The sequence below is a fragment of the Rheinheimera aquimaris genome, assembly GCF_020531985.1.
GTDB classification, from domain to species: Bacteria; Pseudomonadota; Gammaproteobacteria; order Enterobacterales; family Alteromonadaceae; genus Alishewanella; species Alishewanella aquimaris.
On record NZ_JAJAVQ010000002.1, the window covers coordinates 12,978 to 31,165 of the forward strand.

17 protein-coding genes are annotated in these 18,188 nt (G+C 51.1%); 5 read left to right on the forward strand and 12 right to left on the reverse strand.

What is annotated here, in order from left to right:
• Window positions 1-7 precede the first annotated feature (7 nt).
• Genes LHL18_RS05005 through LHL18_RS05015 form a run of 3 tightly spaced genes read right to left on the reverse strand, consistent with a single transcriptional unit; the run spans window position 8 to window position 4,766 of the window.
• Window positions 8-1,459 carry a TrkH family potassium uptake protein gene (locus tag LHL18_RS05005; protein ID WP_134053496.1) on the reverse strand — a complete coding sequence of 484 codons (1,452 nt, stop codon included), beginning with the start codon at window positions 1,457-1,459 and terminating at the stop codon, window positions 8-10.
• A gap of 22 nt (window positions 1,460-1,481) precedes the next feature.
• Window positions 1,482-2,807 (reverse strand): Xaa-Pro dipeptidase, encoded by a 1,326-nt coding sequence (pepQ, locus tag LHL18_RS05010; RefSeq protein ID WP_226766023.1) that lies wholly within the window; start codon window positions 2,805-2,807, stop codon window positions 1,482-1,484.
• A 45-nt stretch (window positions 2,808-2,852) separates the two neighbouring features.
• Complete coding sequence (locus tag LHL18_RS05015; RefSeq protein ID WP_226766024.1) at window positions 2,853-4,766, reverse strand: transglycosylase SLT domain-containing protein; 1,914 nt, start codon at window positions 4,764-4,766, stop codon at window positions 2,853-2,855.
• 190 nt (window positions 4,767-4,956) lie between these two features.
• Between LHL18_RS05015 and fadB the strand changes: the two genes are divergently transcribed.
• The 3 genes from fadB (at window position 4,957) to tusA (ending at window position 8,833) form a co-directional block, all read left to right on the forward strand.
• Window positions 4,957-7,110: a fatty acid oxidation complex subunit alpha FadB gene (fadB, locus tag LHL18_RS05020; RefSeq protein ID WP_226766025.1), complete on the forward strand. Its 2,154-nt coding sequence runs from the start codon at window positions 4,957-4,959 to the stop codon at window positions 7,108-7,110.
• A gap of 13 nt (window positions 7,111-7,123) precedes the next feature.
• Complete coding sequence (fadA, locus tag LHL18_RS05025; RefSeq protein WP_425542611.1) at window positions 7,124-8,290, forward strand: acetyl-CoA C-acyltransferase FadA; 1,167 nt, start codon at window positions 7,124-7,126, stop codon at window positions 8,288-8,290.
• Window positions 8,291-8,584: 294 nt separating this feature from the next.
• Window positions 8,585-8,833 carry a sulfurtransferase TusA gene (tusA, locus tag LHL18_RS05030; RefSeq protein ID WP_226766026.1) on the forward strand — a complete coding sequence of 83 codons (249 nt, stop codon included), beginning with the start codon at window positions 8,585-8,587 and terminating at the stop codon, window positions 8,831-8,833.
• Here the strand turns inward: tusA and LHL18_RS05035 are convergent.
• The 3 genes from LHL18_RS05035 to LHL18_RS05045 are packed head-to-tail and all read right to left on the reverse strand — an operon-like array spanning window position 8,823 to window position 10,301.
• Window positions 8,823-9,461, reverse strand: a complete 639-nt coding sequence (locus tag LHL18_RS05035; protein ID WP_226766027.1) for a transglycosylase domain-containing protein — start codon at window positions 9,459-9,461, stop codon at window positions 8,823-8,825. The genes tusA and LHL18_RS05035 overlap by 11 nt on opposite strands.
• Window positions 9,458-9,952 (reverse strand): hypothetical protein, encoded by a 495-nt coding sequence (locus LHL18_RS05040; RefSeq protein WP_226766028.1) that lies wholly within the window; start codon window positions 9,950-9,952, stop codon window positions 9,458-9,460. The genes LHL18_RS05035 and LHL18_RS05040 overlap by 4 nt, the downstream gene beginning before the upstream one ends.
• Window positions 9,942-10,301 carry an excalibur calcium-binding domain-containing protein gene (locus LHL18_RS05045; RefSeq protein ID WP_226766029.1) on the reverse strand — a complete coding sequence of 120 codons (360 nt, stop codon included), beginning with the start codon at window positions 10,299-10,301 and terminating at the stop codon, window positions 9,942-9,944. The genes LHL18_RS05040 and LHL18_RS05045 overlap by 11 nt, the downstream gene beginning before the upstream one ends.
• Before the next feature lie 189 nt (window positions 10,302-10,490).
• Between LHL18_RS05045 and LHL18_RS05050 the strand changes: the two genes are divergently transcribed.
• The gene (locus LHL18_RS05050) at window positions 10,491-11,285 is read left to right on the forward strand and encodes a response regulator (protein WP_226766030.1); all 795 of its coding nucleotides are present in this window, start codon (window positions 10,491-10,493) and stop codon (window positions 11,283-11,285) included.
• Between the two features lie 47 nt (window positions 11,286-11,332).
• On the opposite strand, the gene glyS is transcribed toward LHL18_RS05050, so the two are convergent.
• The 6 genes from glyS to LHL18_RS05080 form a co-directional block, all read right to left on the reverse strand.
• On the reverse strand, window positions 11,333-13,390 hold the full coding sequence (glyS, locus tag LHL18_RS05055) for a glycine--tRNA ligase subunit beta (protein WP_226766031.1): 2,058 nt from the start codon (window positions 13,388-13,390) through the stop codon (window positions 11,333-11,335).
• Window positions 13,390-14,313: a glycine--tRNA ligase subunit alpha gene (gene glyQ / locus LHL18_RS05060; RefSeq protein WP_226766032.1), complete on the reverse strand. Its 924-nt coding sequence runs from the start codon at window positions 14,311-14,313 to the stop codon at window positions 13,390-13,392. Before glyQ ends, glyS begins: the two co-directional genes overlap by 1 nt.
• A gap of 168 nt (window positions 14,314-14,481) precedes the next feature.
• Window positions 14,482-15,111 (reverse strand): hypothetical protein, encoded by a 630-nt coding sequence (locus LHL18_RS05065; RefSeq protein WP_226766033.1) that lies wholly within the window; start codon window positions 15,109-15,111, stop codon window positions 14,482-14,484.
• On the reverse strand, window positions 15,101-16,270 hold the full coding sequence (locus LHL18_RS05070) for a flagellar assembly protein T N-terminal domain-containing protein (RefSeq protein WP_226766034.1): 1,170 nt from the start codon (window positions 16,268-16,270) through the stop codon (window positions 15,101-15,103). The genes LHL18_RS05065 and LHL18_RS05070 overlap by 11 nt, the downstream gene beginning before the upstream one ends.
• Window positions 16,270-16,728, reverse strand: a complete 459-nt coding sequence (locus tag LHL18_RS05075) for an LPP20 family lipoprotein (RefSeq protein WP_226766035.1) — start codon at window positions 16,726-16,728, stop codon at window positions 16,270-16,272. The genes LHL18_RS05070 and LHL18_RS05075 overlap by 1 nt, the downstream gene beginning before the upstream one ends.
• On the reverse strand, window positions 16,716-17,474 hold the full coding sequence (locus LHL18_RS05080) for a flagellar basal body L-ring protein FlgH (RefSeq protein WP_226766036.1): 759 nt from the start codon (window positions 17,472-17,474) through the stop codon (window positions 16,716-16,718). The genes LHL18_RS05075 and LHL18_RS05080 overlap by 13 nt, the downstream gene beginning before the upstream one ends.
• A 166-nt stretch (window positions 17,475-17,640) precedes the next feature.
• On the opposite strand from LHL18_RS05080, the gene LHL18_RS05085 reads away from it, so the two are divergent.
• Entirely contained in the window at window positions 17,641-18,180 is a 540-nt protein-coding gene (locus tag LHL18_RS05085) for a winged helix-turn-helix domain-containing protein (protein ID WP_226766037.1), read from the forward strand.
• Window positions 18,181-18,188: the final 8 nt, after the last annotated feature.

An 18,188-nucleotide genomic window follows, 5' to 3' on the forward strand; every position in this document is an offset into this window, starting at 1 on the left:
GCCGGCGTCAGTCTTTCCAGAATGCCGGGGTGAAAAGCACCAGCAGTGTGAACACCTCAAGCCGGCCAAACACCATGGCAACAATCAGCAACCATTTGCTGCTATCAGGGATAGCGCCGAAATTCGCTGCCACTTCGCCAAGGCCGGGGCCTAAGTTATTTAAACAGGCGGCCGTGGCGGTAAAGGCGGTAATATTGTCCAGACCGGTCATCAGCAGTAGCAACATAATGACGACAAACACCAGCGCATAAGCTGCAAAAAATCCCCATACCGCCTCAACAATGCGATCTGCCACTGGCCGTCGGCCCAGTTTAATGGCGTACACCGCCCGGGGGTGAATAAGCCGGTTCAGCTCACGGATCCCCTGTAAAAACAGCAGTAACACCCGCACTACTTTTAACCCTCCGCCGGTAGAACCGGCGCAACCACCAATAAAGCTGGAAAAAATCAGCAATATCGGTAAAAACAAGGGCCAGGCGGCAAAACCGTCGGTAGCAAACCCTGCGGTGGTCGATATCGATACCGCCTGAAATGCAGCATGGTTCAGGGCTTCGGCGCTACTGCTGTAGACATTGGTATACAGCAATACGGCAAAACAAATCAGCACCAGCGCGGCCTGTATCAGTAGAAACGCTTTAAATTCAGGGTCGCGAAAATAGGTGCTGACACTTTTGCCACGGATAGCAGCAAAATGCAGTGGAAAATTCACCGCGCCTAATAACAAAAACAAGATACAGATAGCGTTGATCAACGGGCTTTGAAAATGACCAATACTGGCATCGTATGTAGAAAAACCACCTATAGCTACAGTAGAAAACGCATGGCATATCGCATCGAACCAGTCCATGCCTGCCAGATAAAATGACAAAGCGCAGGACAGCGTTAATGCCAGATAGATATACCACAAATGCTTTGCTGTATCGGCTATGCGCGGTGTCATCTTGTTATCTTTTACCGGGCCCGGTGTTTCGGCACGGTACAGCTGCATGCCCCCTACACCCAGCATCGGCAAAATGGCAACGGCCAGTACGATGATCCCCATACCGCCAAGCCATTGCAGCTGCTGACGGTAATACAGAATGGCTTTTGGCAGAAACTCAATGCCCGTCAGCACTGTAGCCCCGGTCGTTGTCAGGCCGGAAAAGGCTTCAAACATCGCACTGGCAAGATTCAGGTGCGGATTGCTGGCCAGCATAAACGGAATAGCCCCTACCGCCCCCAGTACTATCCAGAACAAGACGACAATTAAAAAGCCGTCCCGAACTTTCAGCTCTTCTTTATATTGCCGGTTTGGATACCAGATCAGAAAGCCGATAACCACGCACAGCACAAAAGACAGAATAAAGGGTACGCCGGCACCATCCTTATACCAATAAGCTACAAATGCCGGCGGCACCATGCTAATGCTGAAAATCGCAATCAGCAGCCCCAGGATCCGGATTATCGAGCGGTATTGCATACCCTGTTGGCGTCCTTAGGTGTTAAGCCAGCTTAAGTTCACGGGTCATATTTTCGTTGCGGTCCTGATGCACAATGATGTTATCTTCAATACGAATACCGCCATATTGGCGGAATGCATCAATTTTCTGCCAGTTAATGGCGTTATCGTGCTCAGTGGTAGCCAAATCGGCCAACAGGCTGTCGATAAAATACAGACCAGGCTCAATGGTAAACACCATATTTGCCTCTATCGTACGGGTACAGCGCAGGTACGGGTGGCTTTCTGGTGCTGCCACATGGGTGCCGCGCTCATCAGCCATAAAGCCGCCAACATCATGCACCTGTAACCCCAGATGATGGCCTAAACCATGCGGGAAGAACGTACGGCTGATCTCTGTTTCGACAATCGCATCTGCTGACATACGGACGAAATCAAACCGTTGCAGAATCTCTGCAATACGCTGATGACATTTCACATGCAGCTCGCCGTATTTCAGGCCCGGCTTTAGTGCCGCAGCCAGCTCCAGCGTCACGTCATTTACAGCCGTGATCAGGCTGGCAAACTCGTCCTGAGTATCGTAACTGTAGGTACGGGTGATATCCGCGGCATAGCCATTAAACTCAGCACCGGCATCAATCAGAAACGAATGGCGCTTGGCTGGCGCAGTGCGTTCCAGTGCAGTGTAGTGCAAAATAGCGGCATTCTGATTCAGCGCGATAATATTGCCATAGGGCACTTCGTTCTCGGTTTGACGCACCGCGGCAAGATACGCCAACTGAATATCAAACTCGCTGCCACCGGCATAAAATGCTGCTTTAGCAGCGTTGTGCCCTGCCACTGCCATTTGGTTAGCGATACGCAGGCAGGCCTGTTCATATGGTGTTTTATATGCCCGGTAAAAGTGGATGAAATTCAGTACCGGCTCAGGGTTAATCTCGTTAAAGCCTAGCGCACGGGCCACTTCCAGATACTCACCTAAATAGGCCATACGGGCTTTATCATAAGGTAGCAGCGTTTCCACCTTATTGGCTTTGTCGAGCAACTGGATATCAAAATACTCAGCCCAATAATCATGCGGCTCATCCGGTACTTTGTGCCAGAAGTCTTTTGGCCGGTAGAAAATCAGTTTTGGCTTGTTCACGCCGTCTACAATCAGCCAGCAATGTGGATTATCAATTACCGGCAGCCAGGCCTTAAACAGCGGGTTGGCTTTAAACGGGTAATCCATATCATCAAGAAACTTACGCTGGGTCTGGCCGGAATGAATAACCAGCGCATCCAGATTTTCCCGCTCTAATAAACGGCGGGTGCGCAGTTGTAACTCGATAATATGGGCCTGGTACAGGCTCTGATAAGAAGCTGTCATAAGTGTCTGACCTGTTGGCTGAAAAATATGCGGGGCATCATAACATTAATCCACCACGACCCCAATCTGCATTGTCGTCAGTGGTTTAAATACGTCTGTAGGGGTATTCAGCCGGATATTATAGATCTGATAATACGCCATTACCGCTTTCACATAGTCACGCGTTTCACGGTAAGGAATCGTCTCAACCCAAACATCAGCCGGCATGGCATAATCTTTTGGCACCCACTGCTTAACCCGGCTGTAACCGGCATTGTAGGCTGCTGTAGCCATGAGTAAATTACCGTCGTTGCGTTTCATCAGGTAATTTAAATAATCGGTACCATAATCGATATTCAGTGCCGGGTTATTCAGCTGCGACAATTGCACCGGTTTTTTTGCAATCTGCCGTGCGGTAGCGGGCATTAGCTGCATTAAGCCACGCGCACCCACGGGTGATGCAGCATCGGCCATAAAAGAGCTTTCCCGCCGGGCTATCGCCATCGCCCAACCCGATTCAATCTCAGCCTTGGCAGCTGACTGACTGATTTCATCCTGAAATGCCAGCGGAAAGCGCAGTTCTACATCGTCCCAGTAGCCGACATCGGCCAGTGAAAAAATGGCGCGCTCATACCAGCGCAGTTGATACGCCAGTTTGGCAGATACCAGCTTTTGTTGTTCATCCGAGCTGTCCTGCAGGTAATTCCATTCACGGCGGGCCTCAGTTAACCGGCCAAGCGCCAGCCATTCCTGCGCCCGGCGTACGGCGGGATGTTGTTGCAAGCCGGCCAGTTCCTGCTCCGATACGGTCACAGGCGCATGGGCCAGACTGGGTGGCAGCCCCAACCGGGCAGCAGCCATAAAGCCATAAAAATGCCGTTGCAGTGCCAGCTGCTGAAAAATCGGCGTAGCTTTATCATCCTGCCCCTGCTGCTGATACGCCCGAGCCAGCCAGTATTGCCAGCTGGCATCTTTAGCAATATCAGCCGGCAATGCTGTAATCACCTTTTCAACCTCAGGCCAGTCAAGCTGCGCCAGCGCATGGCTTACCTGCCAGTGCGCCAGCGTACTGTCAATCAGCTCGGGCGGTAATTCATCAAACCACTGCGCAGCGCGGTCATCCCCTTTACTGGCAAGCGCTATAGCAAACTGGCGCTGTACATCAAGCCGCTGGCCTGCGCTAAAATAGGGGTCGTTGACAAACTTCTGCCATACCCGCAGGGCCTGATCCGGGTGTCGCCAGATCAGGCGCTTCATGCCGTAGGCAGCAATGTCGCGCTCCTGTACTGTTTTCAGCGCAAAGAACTTGCTGTTGGCAATAACCGCAGGATTACGCCGGGTTTGCTGATACATATCCGCCAGATACTGCTGAGCCGCCGGCAGTTGCGTTTTTAGATAGGGGATAAGGCTGGCATCCCCGCCCTCTGCAGACAGTATCAGCCGTTGCCATACCAGCTCTGGTGTCTGCTGGCCGGCTTTACGCCAGGCACTGAACAAGGGGTCGCAAGCTTTAGGCTGCGACTTACCCACCACCCACAAACGGCTGACATCGAGCCAAAGTGCAGCTGCATCAGCGTTCTTCTCTGCCAGTTTAAACCGCAGCGCCAGACACTCCAGCTCAGCATCCTTAGAGCCTTTGTAATTGGCCAGATATAACTGGCTTTTGCCGCGGCGGGCTAAATCCAGTAACCAGGGTTTACGCAGCGGCCAATCCATCGGGGTGCCGGTATGCTGCTGCAAAAAGGCACTGATACGCTCATCGGCTGTCAGAAACTGTTGCAGCCGGCGCTGCTCAAGATAGGGCTGCAACGGATAGTCAGCAAACTTTTTCAGCACCTTTTGTGCCTGTTCGTACTTTAAACTGCCAATCTGGCGCTCGGCCTGCAGAAATTCGTTCCGTAACGCTGCCTCAGAAGACACCGACGCCGCAGACAGCGGCGCCAAAAGCAGGTTAGCCAGCATAAAAACAATACGTTTCACGACGATAACCCCGACAAAAATTCTAAACTGAAAGAAATACCACCTATAGTTACTGCTGATTACCGCGGCCAATTCAAACACGCGTTTAAATAACGGTTGAATTTTTTACTGATCCGCGACACACTGACTGTGACAACCTCATCGTACCAGTTGCGAACAACCCTAACATACGCGACCAAGGAGCACCGTTATGATTTACCAGAGTGACAACATCAGTGTTGCTTACCTGAAACCTGGTATCGCCCGTTTTGCTTTTAGTGCCAAGGGCTCAGTCAACAAGTTTGATCAGCAGACACTGTCTGATTGTAAGACAGCTTTAGAGCAACTGCACGCTGACAAGGCCTTGCAAGGCGTTATTTTTTGTAGTGAAAAAGACACCTTTATTGTCGGCGCCGACATTACTGAATTTTTAAGCACCTTTCAGCGCCCGGAAAACGAACTCATTCCCTGGATAAAACAGGCATCAGATATCTTTGATCTGGCCGAAGATTTACCGGTACCTACGGTAGTAGCCCTCAAAGGTTTCGCGCTGGGTGGTGGATGTGAGTGGTCACTTACTGCCGATTACCGCGTTGCCGATACCACCACAAAAATAGGTTTACCAGAAGTTAAACTGGGCCTAATGCCAGGCTTTGGCGGCACAGTGCGCCTGCCACGTATTATCGGCGCAGACAATGCAATGGAGTGGATCACCACCGGTAAAGACCACAGCGCCGAACAAGCACAAAAGTTTGGTTTAATTGATGCTGTAGTGGCGCCAGAAAAGCTTGAAGCCGCAGCCCTTAGCGTATTGGAAGATGCCATTGCCGGCAAATTGAACTGGCGTAAAAAACGCGCAGTTAAGTTAGAACCGCTGAAACTGAATAAAACCGAAGCCACTATGAGCTTCTCTACTGCAAAAGGTATGGTATTCGCCACTGCCGGTAAGCACTACCCTGCACCTATGGTGGCCGTATCGACCATCGAAGCAGCTGCCGGTTTAGATCGCGCAGGCGCTATGGCACTGGAAAATGCCGGTTTTGCCAAACTGGCGAAAACCGATGCCGCGACAGCGCAAATTGGCCTGTTCTTGAACGATCAGCTGATTAAAGGCAAAGCGAAAAAAGCCGCAAAAACGGCCACGAAAGCTGTCAATAAAGCCGCAGTACTGGGCGCTGGCATCATGGGTGGCGGTATTGCCTATCAGTCTGCGTTAAAAGGCGTACCGGTAGTCATGAAGGATATCGCCGACAAAGCCCTGCAGCTGGGTATGGGCGAAGCGACCAAGCTACTGGGTAAGCAGGTCGAGCGCAAAAAGCTTGATGCCATCGGCATGGCAAAAGTCATTGCCTCTATTACCCCGACGCTGAGTAACGAAACCGTTAAAGGCGTTGATATCGTCGTTGAAGCAGTAGTCGAAAACCCGAAAGTAAAAGGCGCGGTATTAAAAGAAGTTGAAGGCTTAATTGCAGAAGATGCGATTTTAACCTCTAACACGTCGACCATTTCTATTGATTCACTGGCGGCTAATTTAAGCCGGCCGCAAAACTTCTGTGGTATGCACTTCTTTAACCCGGTACACCGCATGCCATTGGTAGAAGTTATCCGCGGTAAAGACACCAGCGACGAAACGGTTGCGGCTGTAGTGGCATATGCCGCCAGGATGGGCAAATCGCCTATCGTGGTCAACGACTGTCCGGGCTTCTTTGTTAACCGCGTGCTGTTCCCCTACTTCGCCGGCTTTAGCAAACTGGTGCTGGACGGTGCCGACTTTGCCCAAATTGATAAAGTCATGGAAAAGCAGTTTGGCTGGCCAATGGGCCCGGCTTACCTGCTGGATGTGGTTGGCTTAGACACCGCCTATCACTGTACTGATGTAATGGCGGCAGGTTTCCCCAGCCGCATGGCGAAACTGGATAACGACCCGGTTGCCGCTATGTACAAAGCCGAGCGCTACGGCCAGAAAAATGGCGTGGGTTTCTATGCTTACAGCAAAGATGCCAAGGGTAAGCCGAAAAAAGACGTCGACCCGGTCGCTGTTAACCTGTTAGCCGGTATTGCGGCTGATAAGCAGGACTTCAGTAGCGACGACATCATTGCCCGCGTGATGGTGCCGATGATCAATGAAACCATCCGCTGTCTGGAAGAAGGCATCGTCGAAAGCGCCGCCGAAGCGGATATGGGCCTGGTTTATGGTTTAGGCTTCCCTCCGTTCCGTGGCGGCCCGTTACGTTATGCCGACACTATCGGGCTGGCGAACTTTGTCGCCCTGGCTGATAAGTACGCCCATTTAGGCGAAATTTATCAGGTAACAGATAAAACCCGCGCTATGGCCGCAGCTGGCCAGCGTTTCTTCCCGGTTTAAGCGCAGGAGCAGAATGATGAAAAACGCAGTTATCGTAGATTGTATCCGCACCCCTATGGGGCGCTCTAAAGGCGGCATGTACCGTAACATCCGCGCTGAACAGTTATCTGCCCATGTCATGGCATCACTGGTTGAGCGCAACCCGGCATTAAACCCAAGTGATATCGACGACATTATCTGGGGTTGTGTGCAGCAAACACTGGAACAAGGCTTTAACATCGCGCGTAATGCTGCGCTGTTAGCTGGTATTCCGCACTCTGTACCTGCCGTTACAGTAAACCGCCTGTGCGGCTCGTCGATGCAGGCGCTGCACGACGCAGTACGTGCTATTCAAACCGGCATGGGTGAGGTGTATTTAATCGGTGGTGTGGAACATATGGGCCATGTGCCAATGAACCACGGTGTCGACTTCCACCCAGGCTTATCTACGTCAGTCGCTAAAGCGGCCGGTATGATGGGTCTAACCGCCGAGCTGCTGGGTAAGATGCACGGCATCAGCCGTCAGCAGCAGGATGAATTCGGCGCCCGTTCGCACCGTCTGGCGCAGGAAGCCAGTGTGCAGGGCCGCTTTAAAAACGAAATTATCCCCACCGAAGGCCACGACGCTGACGGCGTGTTAAAGCTGATGGATTACGATGAAGTTATCCGCCCGGAAACCACAGTAGAAGCACTGGGCCAGCTACGCCCGGTGTTCGATCCGGCCAACGGCACTGTAACTGCAGGTACTTCATCTGCCCTGTCTGACGGCGCTTCAGGCATGCTGGTAATGAGTGAAGACAAAGCGAAAGAGTTGGGCTTGCCTATTCGCGCTTACGTGCGCGGCATGGGTGTGGCAGGTTGCGATCCGTCAATCATGGGTTACGGCCCGGTACCGGCGTCGAAAAAAGCGTTAAAAGCCGCTGGTATTACTATTACCGATATCGACTACGCCGAACTGAACGAAGCTTTCGCAGCGCAGGCACTGCCGGTAATGAAAGACTTAGGCTTACTGGAAGTAGCTGATCAGAAAGTCAACCTGAACGGCGGCGCTATTGCCCTAGGCCACCCGCTTGGCTGCTCAGGTTCACGTATCGCCACTACGCTGATTAACGTGATGGAAGATAAAGGCGGTAAGTTTGGCCTGGCGACCATGTGTATCGGTTTAGGTCAGGGTATTGCTACAGTGTTCGAACGCCCATAGTTTGAGCGGCCGTAAGCTGGTAGCAAGTAACACAATCGCATAAAATAAGGGCCGCTTTTTTCGGCCCTTTTTATTGCTTTAGACGAAGCAGCAATCTATAACCCTGAAGCTTGCAACCCCGATCCCGCAGCCACAGAGTGTCTGGGGATTTGCGCCAGCAAAGCCGAGTTGCTGTGACGAGGACAGCGGGTGTTACAAGCTTCGCCGGGCCAGCAGTCTCTGGCTGCGTTGTCAGTGTTTTAATTTCAGTGTCCACTTAGTGGTGCTTGAACGTACAGTTTTACCGGAGTATAAATGGAAGATATTTTTAACAGCGCAGATCAAACACTGGACGCTTTAGGCTTGCGCTGCCCCGAGCCGGTAATGATGGTACGACTGCAAATGCGCAAAATGCAGGTAGGCGAAACCCTGCTGATTATCGCCGACGACCCGGCCACCACCCGTGATATCCCCGCTTTTTGCCGGTTTATGGAGCATGAGTTAGTGGACAGTGATACGACAGAGTTGCCGTATCGATATGTAGTGAAAAAGGTTAGTGGCTAAACTTTTCGGACTTGCGATGCCCAACACTCGCAAGTTTATCCTCAATATATTTAACTCGATTCATATGTTTTGACATCCAAGCTGTGCTTTGCAAACTAGGCTCTGGATACTTCAACCTTGAGACTATAGAAATCTTGTCTGCTTCTGAAGCTAGCTTCAAGTTGCCGCCAACAACTAACGTCAATCCCGTTAGCCCATTCAGCCCCTGCCCATAATGCGCTATTGAAAGATAAGCGGTTGCTATATCTAGCTTAGTTCTTTTCCTGGATAGCATCATAGCAACGACCTGCTCTCTCAGTTTCCGTTTTAAAGACCTCTCATAATCTTCAGTGGCTACTCGGACAAACTGTTGCTCAATTGTGCTAGCACCTTGAATTTTCCCTCTCGATAATTTGACAAATATAGCTCTCGCTACCCCGATTGGGTCAACACCAAAATGTTGGAAATATCGATGGTCTTCAGCAGCAACGAGATAAGGAACATAGCTGTCTAGCGAACTATTACTTATTGTATCGACTTTATCTAAGCAGATTCTTATACGGCTTCTTACGTCCATTATATTCAGGACGAAAAAGACGACTAAGACCAACTGTAGAGGTAATACCAAGAAAAATAGTAGTTGCTTCAAAAAGGCGCCCTTTGAATCAATACGCGCCCATCTTGATCGGCAACCATGGATTTAAAAGTGCCTGCGAGCTCAGTTTTTGTCGTTGCAACAACATCATAGAAGTTTGTAGATTGCCTACCATGTCCATCTTCAACTACATGCAAAAATATACGGTCTTTACTTAAATAGTTCTTCTCTAATGAACCATTTATGATTGCTCTTGTTCTCGATTTGCCGATAAATTCGCGTTCACCAGTGGAAGAGTTTTCGTAGATCTTTTCTGCACTCCCCTTAATGCAGCCCCCCTCTCTCCAGATTACTAAAACATAACGAAGAATCATCCCCTTATAAGGGTTGTAAGCTGAACTCTCTGTAGTCATCTGCAAATACCATTTTCCTGTAATGTCAAATGGCGGAAATACCCTTTCCCTAAACAGAAAGAAAAGAAACGTCAGTACGACACCTCCAAGCAATGTGACAGCTAAATCGGCCCAGAAAGTCTCAAAATTCATTTATTCTCCACGTCTTAATGGTAGCTGATGCTTCTACAAACATATAAGCCACCGAAAATCTCGAATCATTCTCACAAGGTATACCATCTCTATCACCATCCATCTTGGTGTTAGGGCAATTCCGTAGAAAAAATTCTGCTTCAGCTCGAGATGTCATCTGGCTACAGTGCTGACGCCCATCACACTGAAAGTTCGGTTGCCTTGAGACGTTACGGGCTGCTTGCCCTTGCTCAGAATAATCCGGCAGTACAGATTCAGCTGGTTGAGAGTAAGGTTGTGGGGTGTTTTGCTTCTGGTAGTAATTCCAGGCACCTAAAGCTACTAAGGCAATTAATAAGAGTTTTTTCATCGCGGTACATCCCTGCGCATCAATACAGTTCGCTTTCCCTGTGAATTAAAGTAAAGCAATGAATTCGGTACAGCAATCTTTTTAACTAATGGAGAGCTGATAATTCTCGAATATTGCTTTGAAATTAACTGTACATCACCTATTAAAAACTATGGCAAAATGCCGTTTTTAGCTTGTTGCGGAGCCGTTATGCAACTGTCCCCTGCCGATTTACATATATTGCTGGTTGAGCCGTCTGATGTTCAGCGCAAAATCATCCGCAAGAAACTGGCGGAAGAAAACGTTAACCAAGTGGTAGAAGCAGCCAGCATGCAACAGGCGATGCAGCATATTGCGCAGCATAAACCCGATGCCATTGCCTGTGCCCTGCACTTTGCCGACGGTACCGGCGAGCAACTCCTTAAACAGTTAAAAGCCGATGCGGCCACCGCTGACATTCCTTTTATGCTGGTGTCCAGCGAAAGCCGCAAAGCCCAGCTGGAAGCCTTTAAACAGTCCGGTGTGGTGGCTATTTTGCCCAAGCCATTTGATGCGATGCAGCTGGGTAAAGCATTAAACGCAGCGGTAGACTTGTTAAGCCCGGCTGAGCTTGAGCTAACGCTGTTTGATGTGCACGATGTGCGGGTATTGGTGGTTGATGACAGTAAGCTGGCGCGAAACCATATTAAGCGTGTGCTGGGTAATTTGGGTATGCAGCATATTATTGAAGCCGAAGATGGCCAACAGGCAATCAGCATTTTACAGCAGCAAATGTTTGATCTGGTCGTTACCGATTACAACATGCCGGAAGTTAACGGTCAGGAGCTGACCGAATACATCCGCGAGCACAGCACTTTGTCGCACATTCCGGTGCTGATGGTCACCAGCGAAGCCAACGATACCCATCTGGCGAATATTGCCCAAAGCGGCGTTAATGCGCTGTGCGATAAACCCTTCGAGCCTGACGCAGTCAAGCAGTTGCTATACCGCTTACTTGAACAGTAAAACAAAAAGCCAGCTTAACGCTGGCTTTTTTAATTTATTTCAATGCCTTACTGCAGCACTGAAATATCAGCTACCTGCAGGAACAACTCCCGCAGCTGTTTTAACAGCGCCTGACGGTTAGCCCGTACCGCTGCGTCATCGGCGTTTACCATCACTTTATCAAAGAAGTTATCAATAACGTCACGCATAGCAGCTAAGTGCGCCAGGCCTTCAGCATAGCTGTGCTGGCCTGCCTGATAGGCTTGCTCGGCCACTATGGCACTGTGCAGTGCCTGCTCGGCCTCTTCCTGCAATAAAGCGGCGTTAACGGTATTGGCAATATCGCCTTCTACTTTCGCCAGAATATTCGCTACCCGCTTGTTAGCGGCCGCTAAGGCTTCAGCAGCGTCCAGCTTGCGGAACTCCGCTACCGCTTTAACCCGGCGGTCAAAATCGCTTGGGTTGGTTGGCCGGCGAGCTAACACTGCCTGTATTACGTCTACACCGTAGCCCTCAGCTTCATACCAGGCGCGGAAACGTCCCAGCATAAACTCCAGTACTTCTTCGGCCACTTTGGCATTGCTGAGCTTGCTGCCAAAGGTTTGCTGGCTAAAGGCAATAACGTCCACCAAATCCAGCGGCAGTTGTTTGTCGACCATAATACGCAGTGCACCTATGGCAGCACGGCGCAGTGCAAACGGGTCTTTATCACCTTTTGGCGCCTGACCGATACCGAAAATACCGACCAGCGTATCCAGTTTATCGGCTATAGCTACCGCGGCGCCTTCAAGCCGGCTTGGCAGCTCATCACCGGCAAAACGCGGCATGTACTGCTCGTTCAGTGCCAGTGCTACCGCTTCGCTTTCGCCATCGAGGCGGGCGTAGTGCATGCCCATAATGCCCTGAACTTCCGGGAACTCGCCAACCATATTGGTCATCAGGTCAGTTTTTGATAACAAACCGGCCCGCTCAGCGGCGGCGGCATCAGCGCCAATCTTAGCAGCAACAAAAGCCGCCACTTTGGCGATACGCTCTGACTTTTCAGCCAGCGTGCCCAGCTGCTGCTGAAACAACACGGTTTTTAAGCTATCCAGCCTATCGGCTAGCTTTTGCTTGCGGTCGGTATTAAAGAAGAACTGCGCATCAGATAAACGCGGACGCACCACTTTCTCGTTACCGCTGATAATCTGCTGCGGATCTTTGCTGGCAATGTTGGCGACAAAGATAAACTTGTTCTGCAGCTTGCCGTTGTTATCCAGCAGCGGAAAATACTTCTGGTTGTCTTTCATGGTAGAAATCAACGGCTCTGCCGGCACCTGCAGGAAGCTTTCTTCAAAGCTGCCTACCAGCACCACCGGCCACTCGACCAAGGAAGTCACTTCTTCCAGCAGCGCATCATCCATTTGCGCCTGACCGTTTAAGCTGGCCGCTGTTTTAGCAACTTCGCCAGCGATAAAGGCTTTACGCTCGGCAAAATCGGCCACAACATAGGCGCTACGCATCGTCGCCAGGTAGTCATCTGCATGGGCAATGCTAACTTTTTCGGGCGCGTGAAAACGATGGCCATGCGTTTGATTACCACTGTTGCGACCCAGAATTGTCGCCGGCACCACGTCGCGGCCAAACAGCATAATAATGGTATGCACCGGACGGATAAATTCCGCCGTAGAGTTACCCCAACGCATTGGCTTGGCAACCGGCAGCTTGGCCAGAGCCTGTTGCACTACCTCAGGCAGTAACGACACGGTCGTAGCGCCGACTACTTTGGCTTTGTGCAGCAGCCAGGCGCCTTTATCGGTTTCCAGCTTTTCCGCCTGTTCTACCGCAATACCACAACCGGCGGCCCAGCCCTGGGCGGCTTTGGTTGGCTTACCGTCTGCATCAAAAGCAGACGCGATAGCCGGGCCGCGCTTTTCTACCACCTTATCCGCCTGCTGGGCTGATAAGGCATTAATACGCACGGCTAAACGGCGCGGTGCCGCATACCACTGCACATCGCTGTGGCTAAGTTCAAGTTTGGCCAGCTCAGCACACAGGTTATCGGCAAAGGCGGTCGCCAGCGTTTTCAGCGCTTTTGGTGGCAGCTCTTCAGTGCCAATTTCAACAAAAAAATCTTGCGCTGCCATTATGCCTCCTGCTTCGCACTATTATTGTTCTTACACAGCGGGAAACCCAGCTTTTCACGGGTGGCGTAGTACGCCTCGGCACAGGCTTTCGCCAGGGTGCGTACCCGCAGAATATAACGCTGACGCTCGGTGACCGAGATAGCGTGGCGCGCATCCAGCAGGTTAAAAGCATGCGAGGCTTTCATCACTTTTTCATAGGCAGGTAAGGCTAAGCCTTGCTCGATTAAGTATTGGCTTTCTTTTTCGCACTGATCAAAGTAAGCAAACAGCGCCGGCACATCGGCGTGCTCAAAGTTATAGGTACTTTGCTCTACTTCGTTTTGGTGGAATACATCACCATAGGTAACACGGCCTAAGGGGCCGTCGGTCCAGACCAGATCATAAATCGAATCAACGCCCTGAATATACATCGCCAGACGCTCTAAACCGTAGGTAATTTCGCCGGTAACCGGGCGGCATTCTAAGCCACCAACCTGCTGGAAATACGTAAACTGGGTGACTTCCATACCGTTTAACCACACTTCCCAACCCAGGCCCCAGGCACCCAGCGTTGGTGATTCCCAGTTGTCTTCAACAAAACGGATATCATGTACCAGCGTATCAATATCCAATTCACGCAGAGAACCTAAATACAGCTCCTGAATATTGTCCGGTGATGGCTTTAAAATAACCTGAAACTGATAGTAGTGCTGCAGCCGGTTTGGGTTTTCGCCATAGCGGCCATCAGTTGGCCGGCGGCATGGCTGCACATAAGCCACATTCGTTGGTTCCGGGCCCAGTGAGCGCAAAAACGTCATAGGGTGAAAGGTGCCGGCGCCCACTTCTAAATCCAGCGGCTGCACTATGACACAGCCCTGGCGCGCCCAATAATCCTGCAGGGCTAAGATCAGGCCCTGGAAGGTTTTTATATCGTACTTATGCATGCGACAGACTCACTGACAAAATGACTGGAAAGTATACCGAGTTGTGTCGCTGATCTGTAGGGGCTAAGTGGTGTTTTACCAAATTTGTTCGCCGCTGGCGCAATATTTTCAGCTGTTGGAACAGGCTGGCGCAGCTTACGCCACCGCCAGCTTGTAACCCCATACCGCTCAGCTGGTAACAGCTTTGGCAGGCGCTACCGTTTTCGGTACTGCGGCAGTAGCGGTTGCACCCGCTTCGTCAGCAGTTAGAAACTGATGAATATAATCTGACGGACTTTTCCCCATAATGCTGGTCAGCCCCAGGTTTAAAAATGATGTCGCTACACCGACACCACCGCCCCATAGCGCCCCGCCGGCTACCTGGGACACATAGCCCATATCATCGCCGGTCCACTCGCGATAATACTGGCTTACCAGCGGAATGTGCTGTAGCGGGTTTATCATATCGACAACGTCGGCCATACCGGGCGTGGTGCCATCAGCAAAAGCGGTTGGTTGCTGCTCTTGCGCCAATTGCTCTGGGGTTTTCTCAGTTTGCAGCGCCGATTGCACCAGGCTCTGCATCAAACTCTGTGTCAACACTGAGAACATAGCGTCAGAGCGGCTAAGCGCTATGCCGTTGTTCTCTTCACTGCCGCTTAACAGTGTCACCAGTTCAGCCGCAGAGTTTGCGCTATCCTGTTCTGTACCCAGTGCCGCCGACAATGTCTGGGTAAAGTCATTACTGCCTGCGCTTTGTTGCTGTCCGGCGAATAACCAGTCGGATACGCCGGTCAGGCTGCTGTCTTTAATTTGCATACTTTCTCTCCTTTAAACCAGCAATTTGCACCAGATCACGTACCTGTACCGGCAACACGTTAGATTGTGTCAGCGCCCGGGTCAGCGCATGATCGGGATACACCTGTGTTACCTCCAGCTCGATATTGTCTTGCGTCAACTGACGGTACTGATTACCCCAACTGTCAGTAAAACTGTCGCTGTAAAATAGCCGGAAAATATCACCACTTTTAACGCCCTGCCGGCTGCCGGCACTTATCGCTACACCTTGCGGCACGATGCGCACCACCTGGGCTTTAACCGGCGTGCAGGCTAGCGTTTGCGCTATATCATCAACGGCATCACGCAGCAGCCGCTGCACTTCAAGGCCATAGTCAGAACGCCATAACTGATCGCTGCCACTGTCAATCGGTGTTGTCAGGGGTACCGGCCACAAGGTCCGGGTTTGGTAAGTGTTATTCTGGATAAGTGCGCCGCTAATGCCGTCTGTGACGCTGATATCGAGCGCGAACTGGCGGGTCCAGCTTTTCTTACTGAGTAAATTGCCGGGTAGTACACCAAACGACAGATTTCTCAGCTGGCCCGAGACAACAAACTGGGCCTGTGCCGCCTGCGCTATTTTCTGCAGTTGCTGCGCTGCCGCTGCGCTTTGTAATTTATCAGCACCAGGCAAACTGTAAGACGCGCCCTGCTTTAGCAGAAAATCAGCGTTGGCACGCTGCAAAGTTGCAGCGAAGCGGCGGCTCACCTCGGCCGCCAGCCCTGTATTACTCTGTGCGACCTGAGTAGCGCCTTCAGCCAGATTAAACGACGTTAATAGCACAGCTTTGCTCAGGGTGCGGTCCGGGCATAAACTGGCTTGCGGCCAAACGTCTGCTTTCAACGTAATAGACAGCCTGTTATCGCGTTCATCTTCTTCCAGCACGACAATTTGCAGTACCGGTAAGCCTGCCGTTAAGCTAAACAGCTCCTCACCCAACGGCTCGGTGTTAATCACACTAAGTGCGGCCAGTGATATATCCGCTTGTAACAGGATATCTCTCAACGCCTGGCGTGCGGCCTGCTGCCGTGCCAGTTGGCGATTGTCATCAAAGATAACAGCCGTACCGCTGGCACTGAACCACTCCGCCGACAGCGCGCTACAGTACAGCGAAAACAACAACACACTGAATATCCGCATCAGAACCACCATTTCGTGCGGCTGCTGGCAGGTTTAATCTCAGCAACCGGCATTGTCAGTAAATTAGCGGTATCGAGCCGCAGTCTGGTGACGTAAAGCTTGCCCTGTAACGACTCTTCCACCAGCTCTGCACCTTTAATCACGCCCTGCACCTGGCTTTTTACATTATCCTCTGTCAGTACTGATTGTTCTGTGCCACTGCTGGCATGAAGTTTCTGGCCGTATAGCTGCTCGGCCAGGCGACGGTACGCCTGTTGTCTCGATGCTGCCATCGCCAGCAACAGTTTGTCTTCGTAGTGTTCACCGGGTTGTGACGCTACGACAGCGTACCCGGTGGCGTGCAGTATTACGCTCGCCTCCGGTGCCTCCAGCTGATAGCGGATGGTGCGCTCAAAGGCACAGCCACTCAAGAGCACACTGAGCAGCACTACTTGCAGATGAAGCTTTAGAACGGCCATAGTTCAGGATTATTCAGTTTTTCAGTTAGCCAGCCAAGCCGCTGACTGTCCGCCAAGGCACCGGTACCCGAGTATTCGATGCGGGCATTGGCAATTTTGGTCGACTTAATTTTGTTATCTTTGTCAATGTCCTTGGCACGGATAATACCGGTTAAACGGATAAACTCGCGGCCGTTATTGATCAACATCCATTTATCACCCCGCACCAGCAGGTTGTCGTTGCTCAGCACCCGCATTACGGTAACTGTGAGTTCACCTTCAAAATCGTTACTCTGGCTGGCGCTGCCATCGCCCTTAAACTGCTGATCCTGGCTCAGCCCCAGGTTAACGTCTCTGCCAGCGATCTGCAGGTTTCCACCCGGAATTTGTATCGGGTCCAGGTTGTATTCCGAACTTTTCTTTAACTGTGTCTGGCCCTTTTTTGTTGCCTTGGTAGATTCGGACAACTGTACGGAGACAATATCACCGGCTTTAAAATGTGAACGCTCTATATAAAGGCTGTGCAAACGGTTGGGATTAAATAATGAGCCGGTGTTCTGTAGTGGCAGAGCCTCTGGCTGCGGTTCCAACGCGGCGTAGTACGGATCGTCTGGGTCAGGCGTTTCCATGCGAGCTAGTGGCAGGCCTGCATCGGGCTTTACTCTGTCTTCCAGCCCCGCAGGAGGCGCGGCAGGGTCACCAAAAGACGAGCAACCGCTTAACTGCACAGCTGCTGCTATCAGGACGACATTAAAATACTTGCGCATCGCTGTTATCACCTTAATATTGTTTGAGCCATAGTCAGCCAATATCAGGTTAAAGCAGCATTATGGAAAAATTGTGGAGGAAATTAAGGAAAAGCGTTAAGAAAAGTAAAACGCGCTTCACTTTGATTTTATTTGCGTCATAGTAACGTTTTCCGGAGGTTTATCAATGATGTCGACTGATGAAACCGATAGTCATGCCGGTGCGCAACTGTCGCAAAAGGCCTATTTGCTGGTGTCATTGCTGGAGCAGCAAGTACAGAAATCAGACATTCCAGCCGAACTTTACCATCGGCTGAGTGCCCAGATCGGTGAATTGAATACTGTATTGGGAGATTTGCGCCAGCATATTAAGCAGCTTTCGCCTAAGCCAGCCGACACCGAGGTGACGACGCCACCACCATTGCTACAGTTGCACGAGCATAACTTTACGCTGTGCTCGCCTCAGCAAGCGGTAAAGCTAACCCGGCTGGAATTTCGCTTGCATGCGACACTGGCAAAGCGCCCTAAGCATATCTTCAGCCGTAGCCAGCTGATAGATAACGCTTACGCCGACTTTACTGATATCTCCGAGCGCACTATAGATTGCCATATTCGCAAGCTGCGTAGTAAGCACCGGCAGCTGTATCCGGATTTACGCTTTATTCATACCTTATACGGCGTGGGCTATTACTATGCCGAACCAGAGCCGTACACACTACAAAAATAAAACGGGCC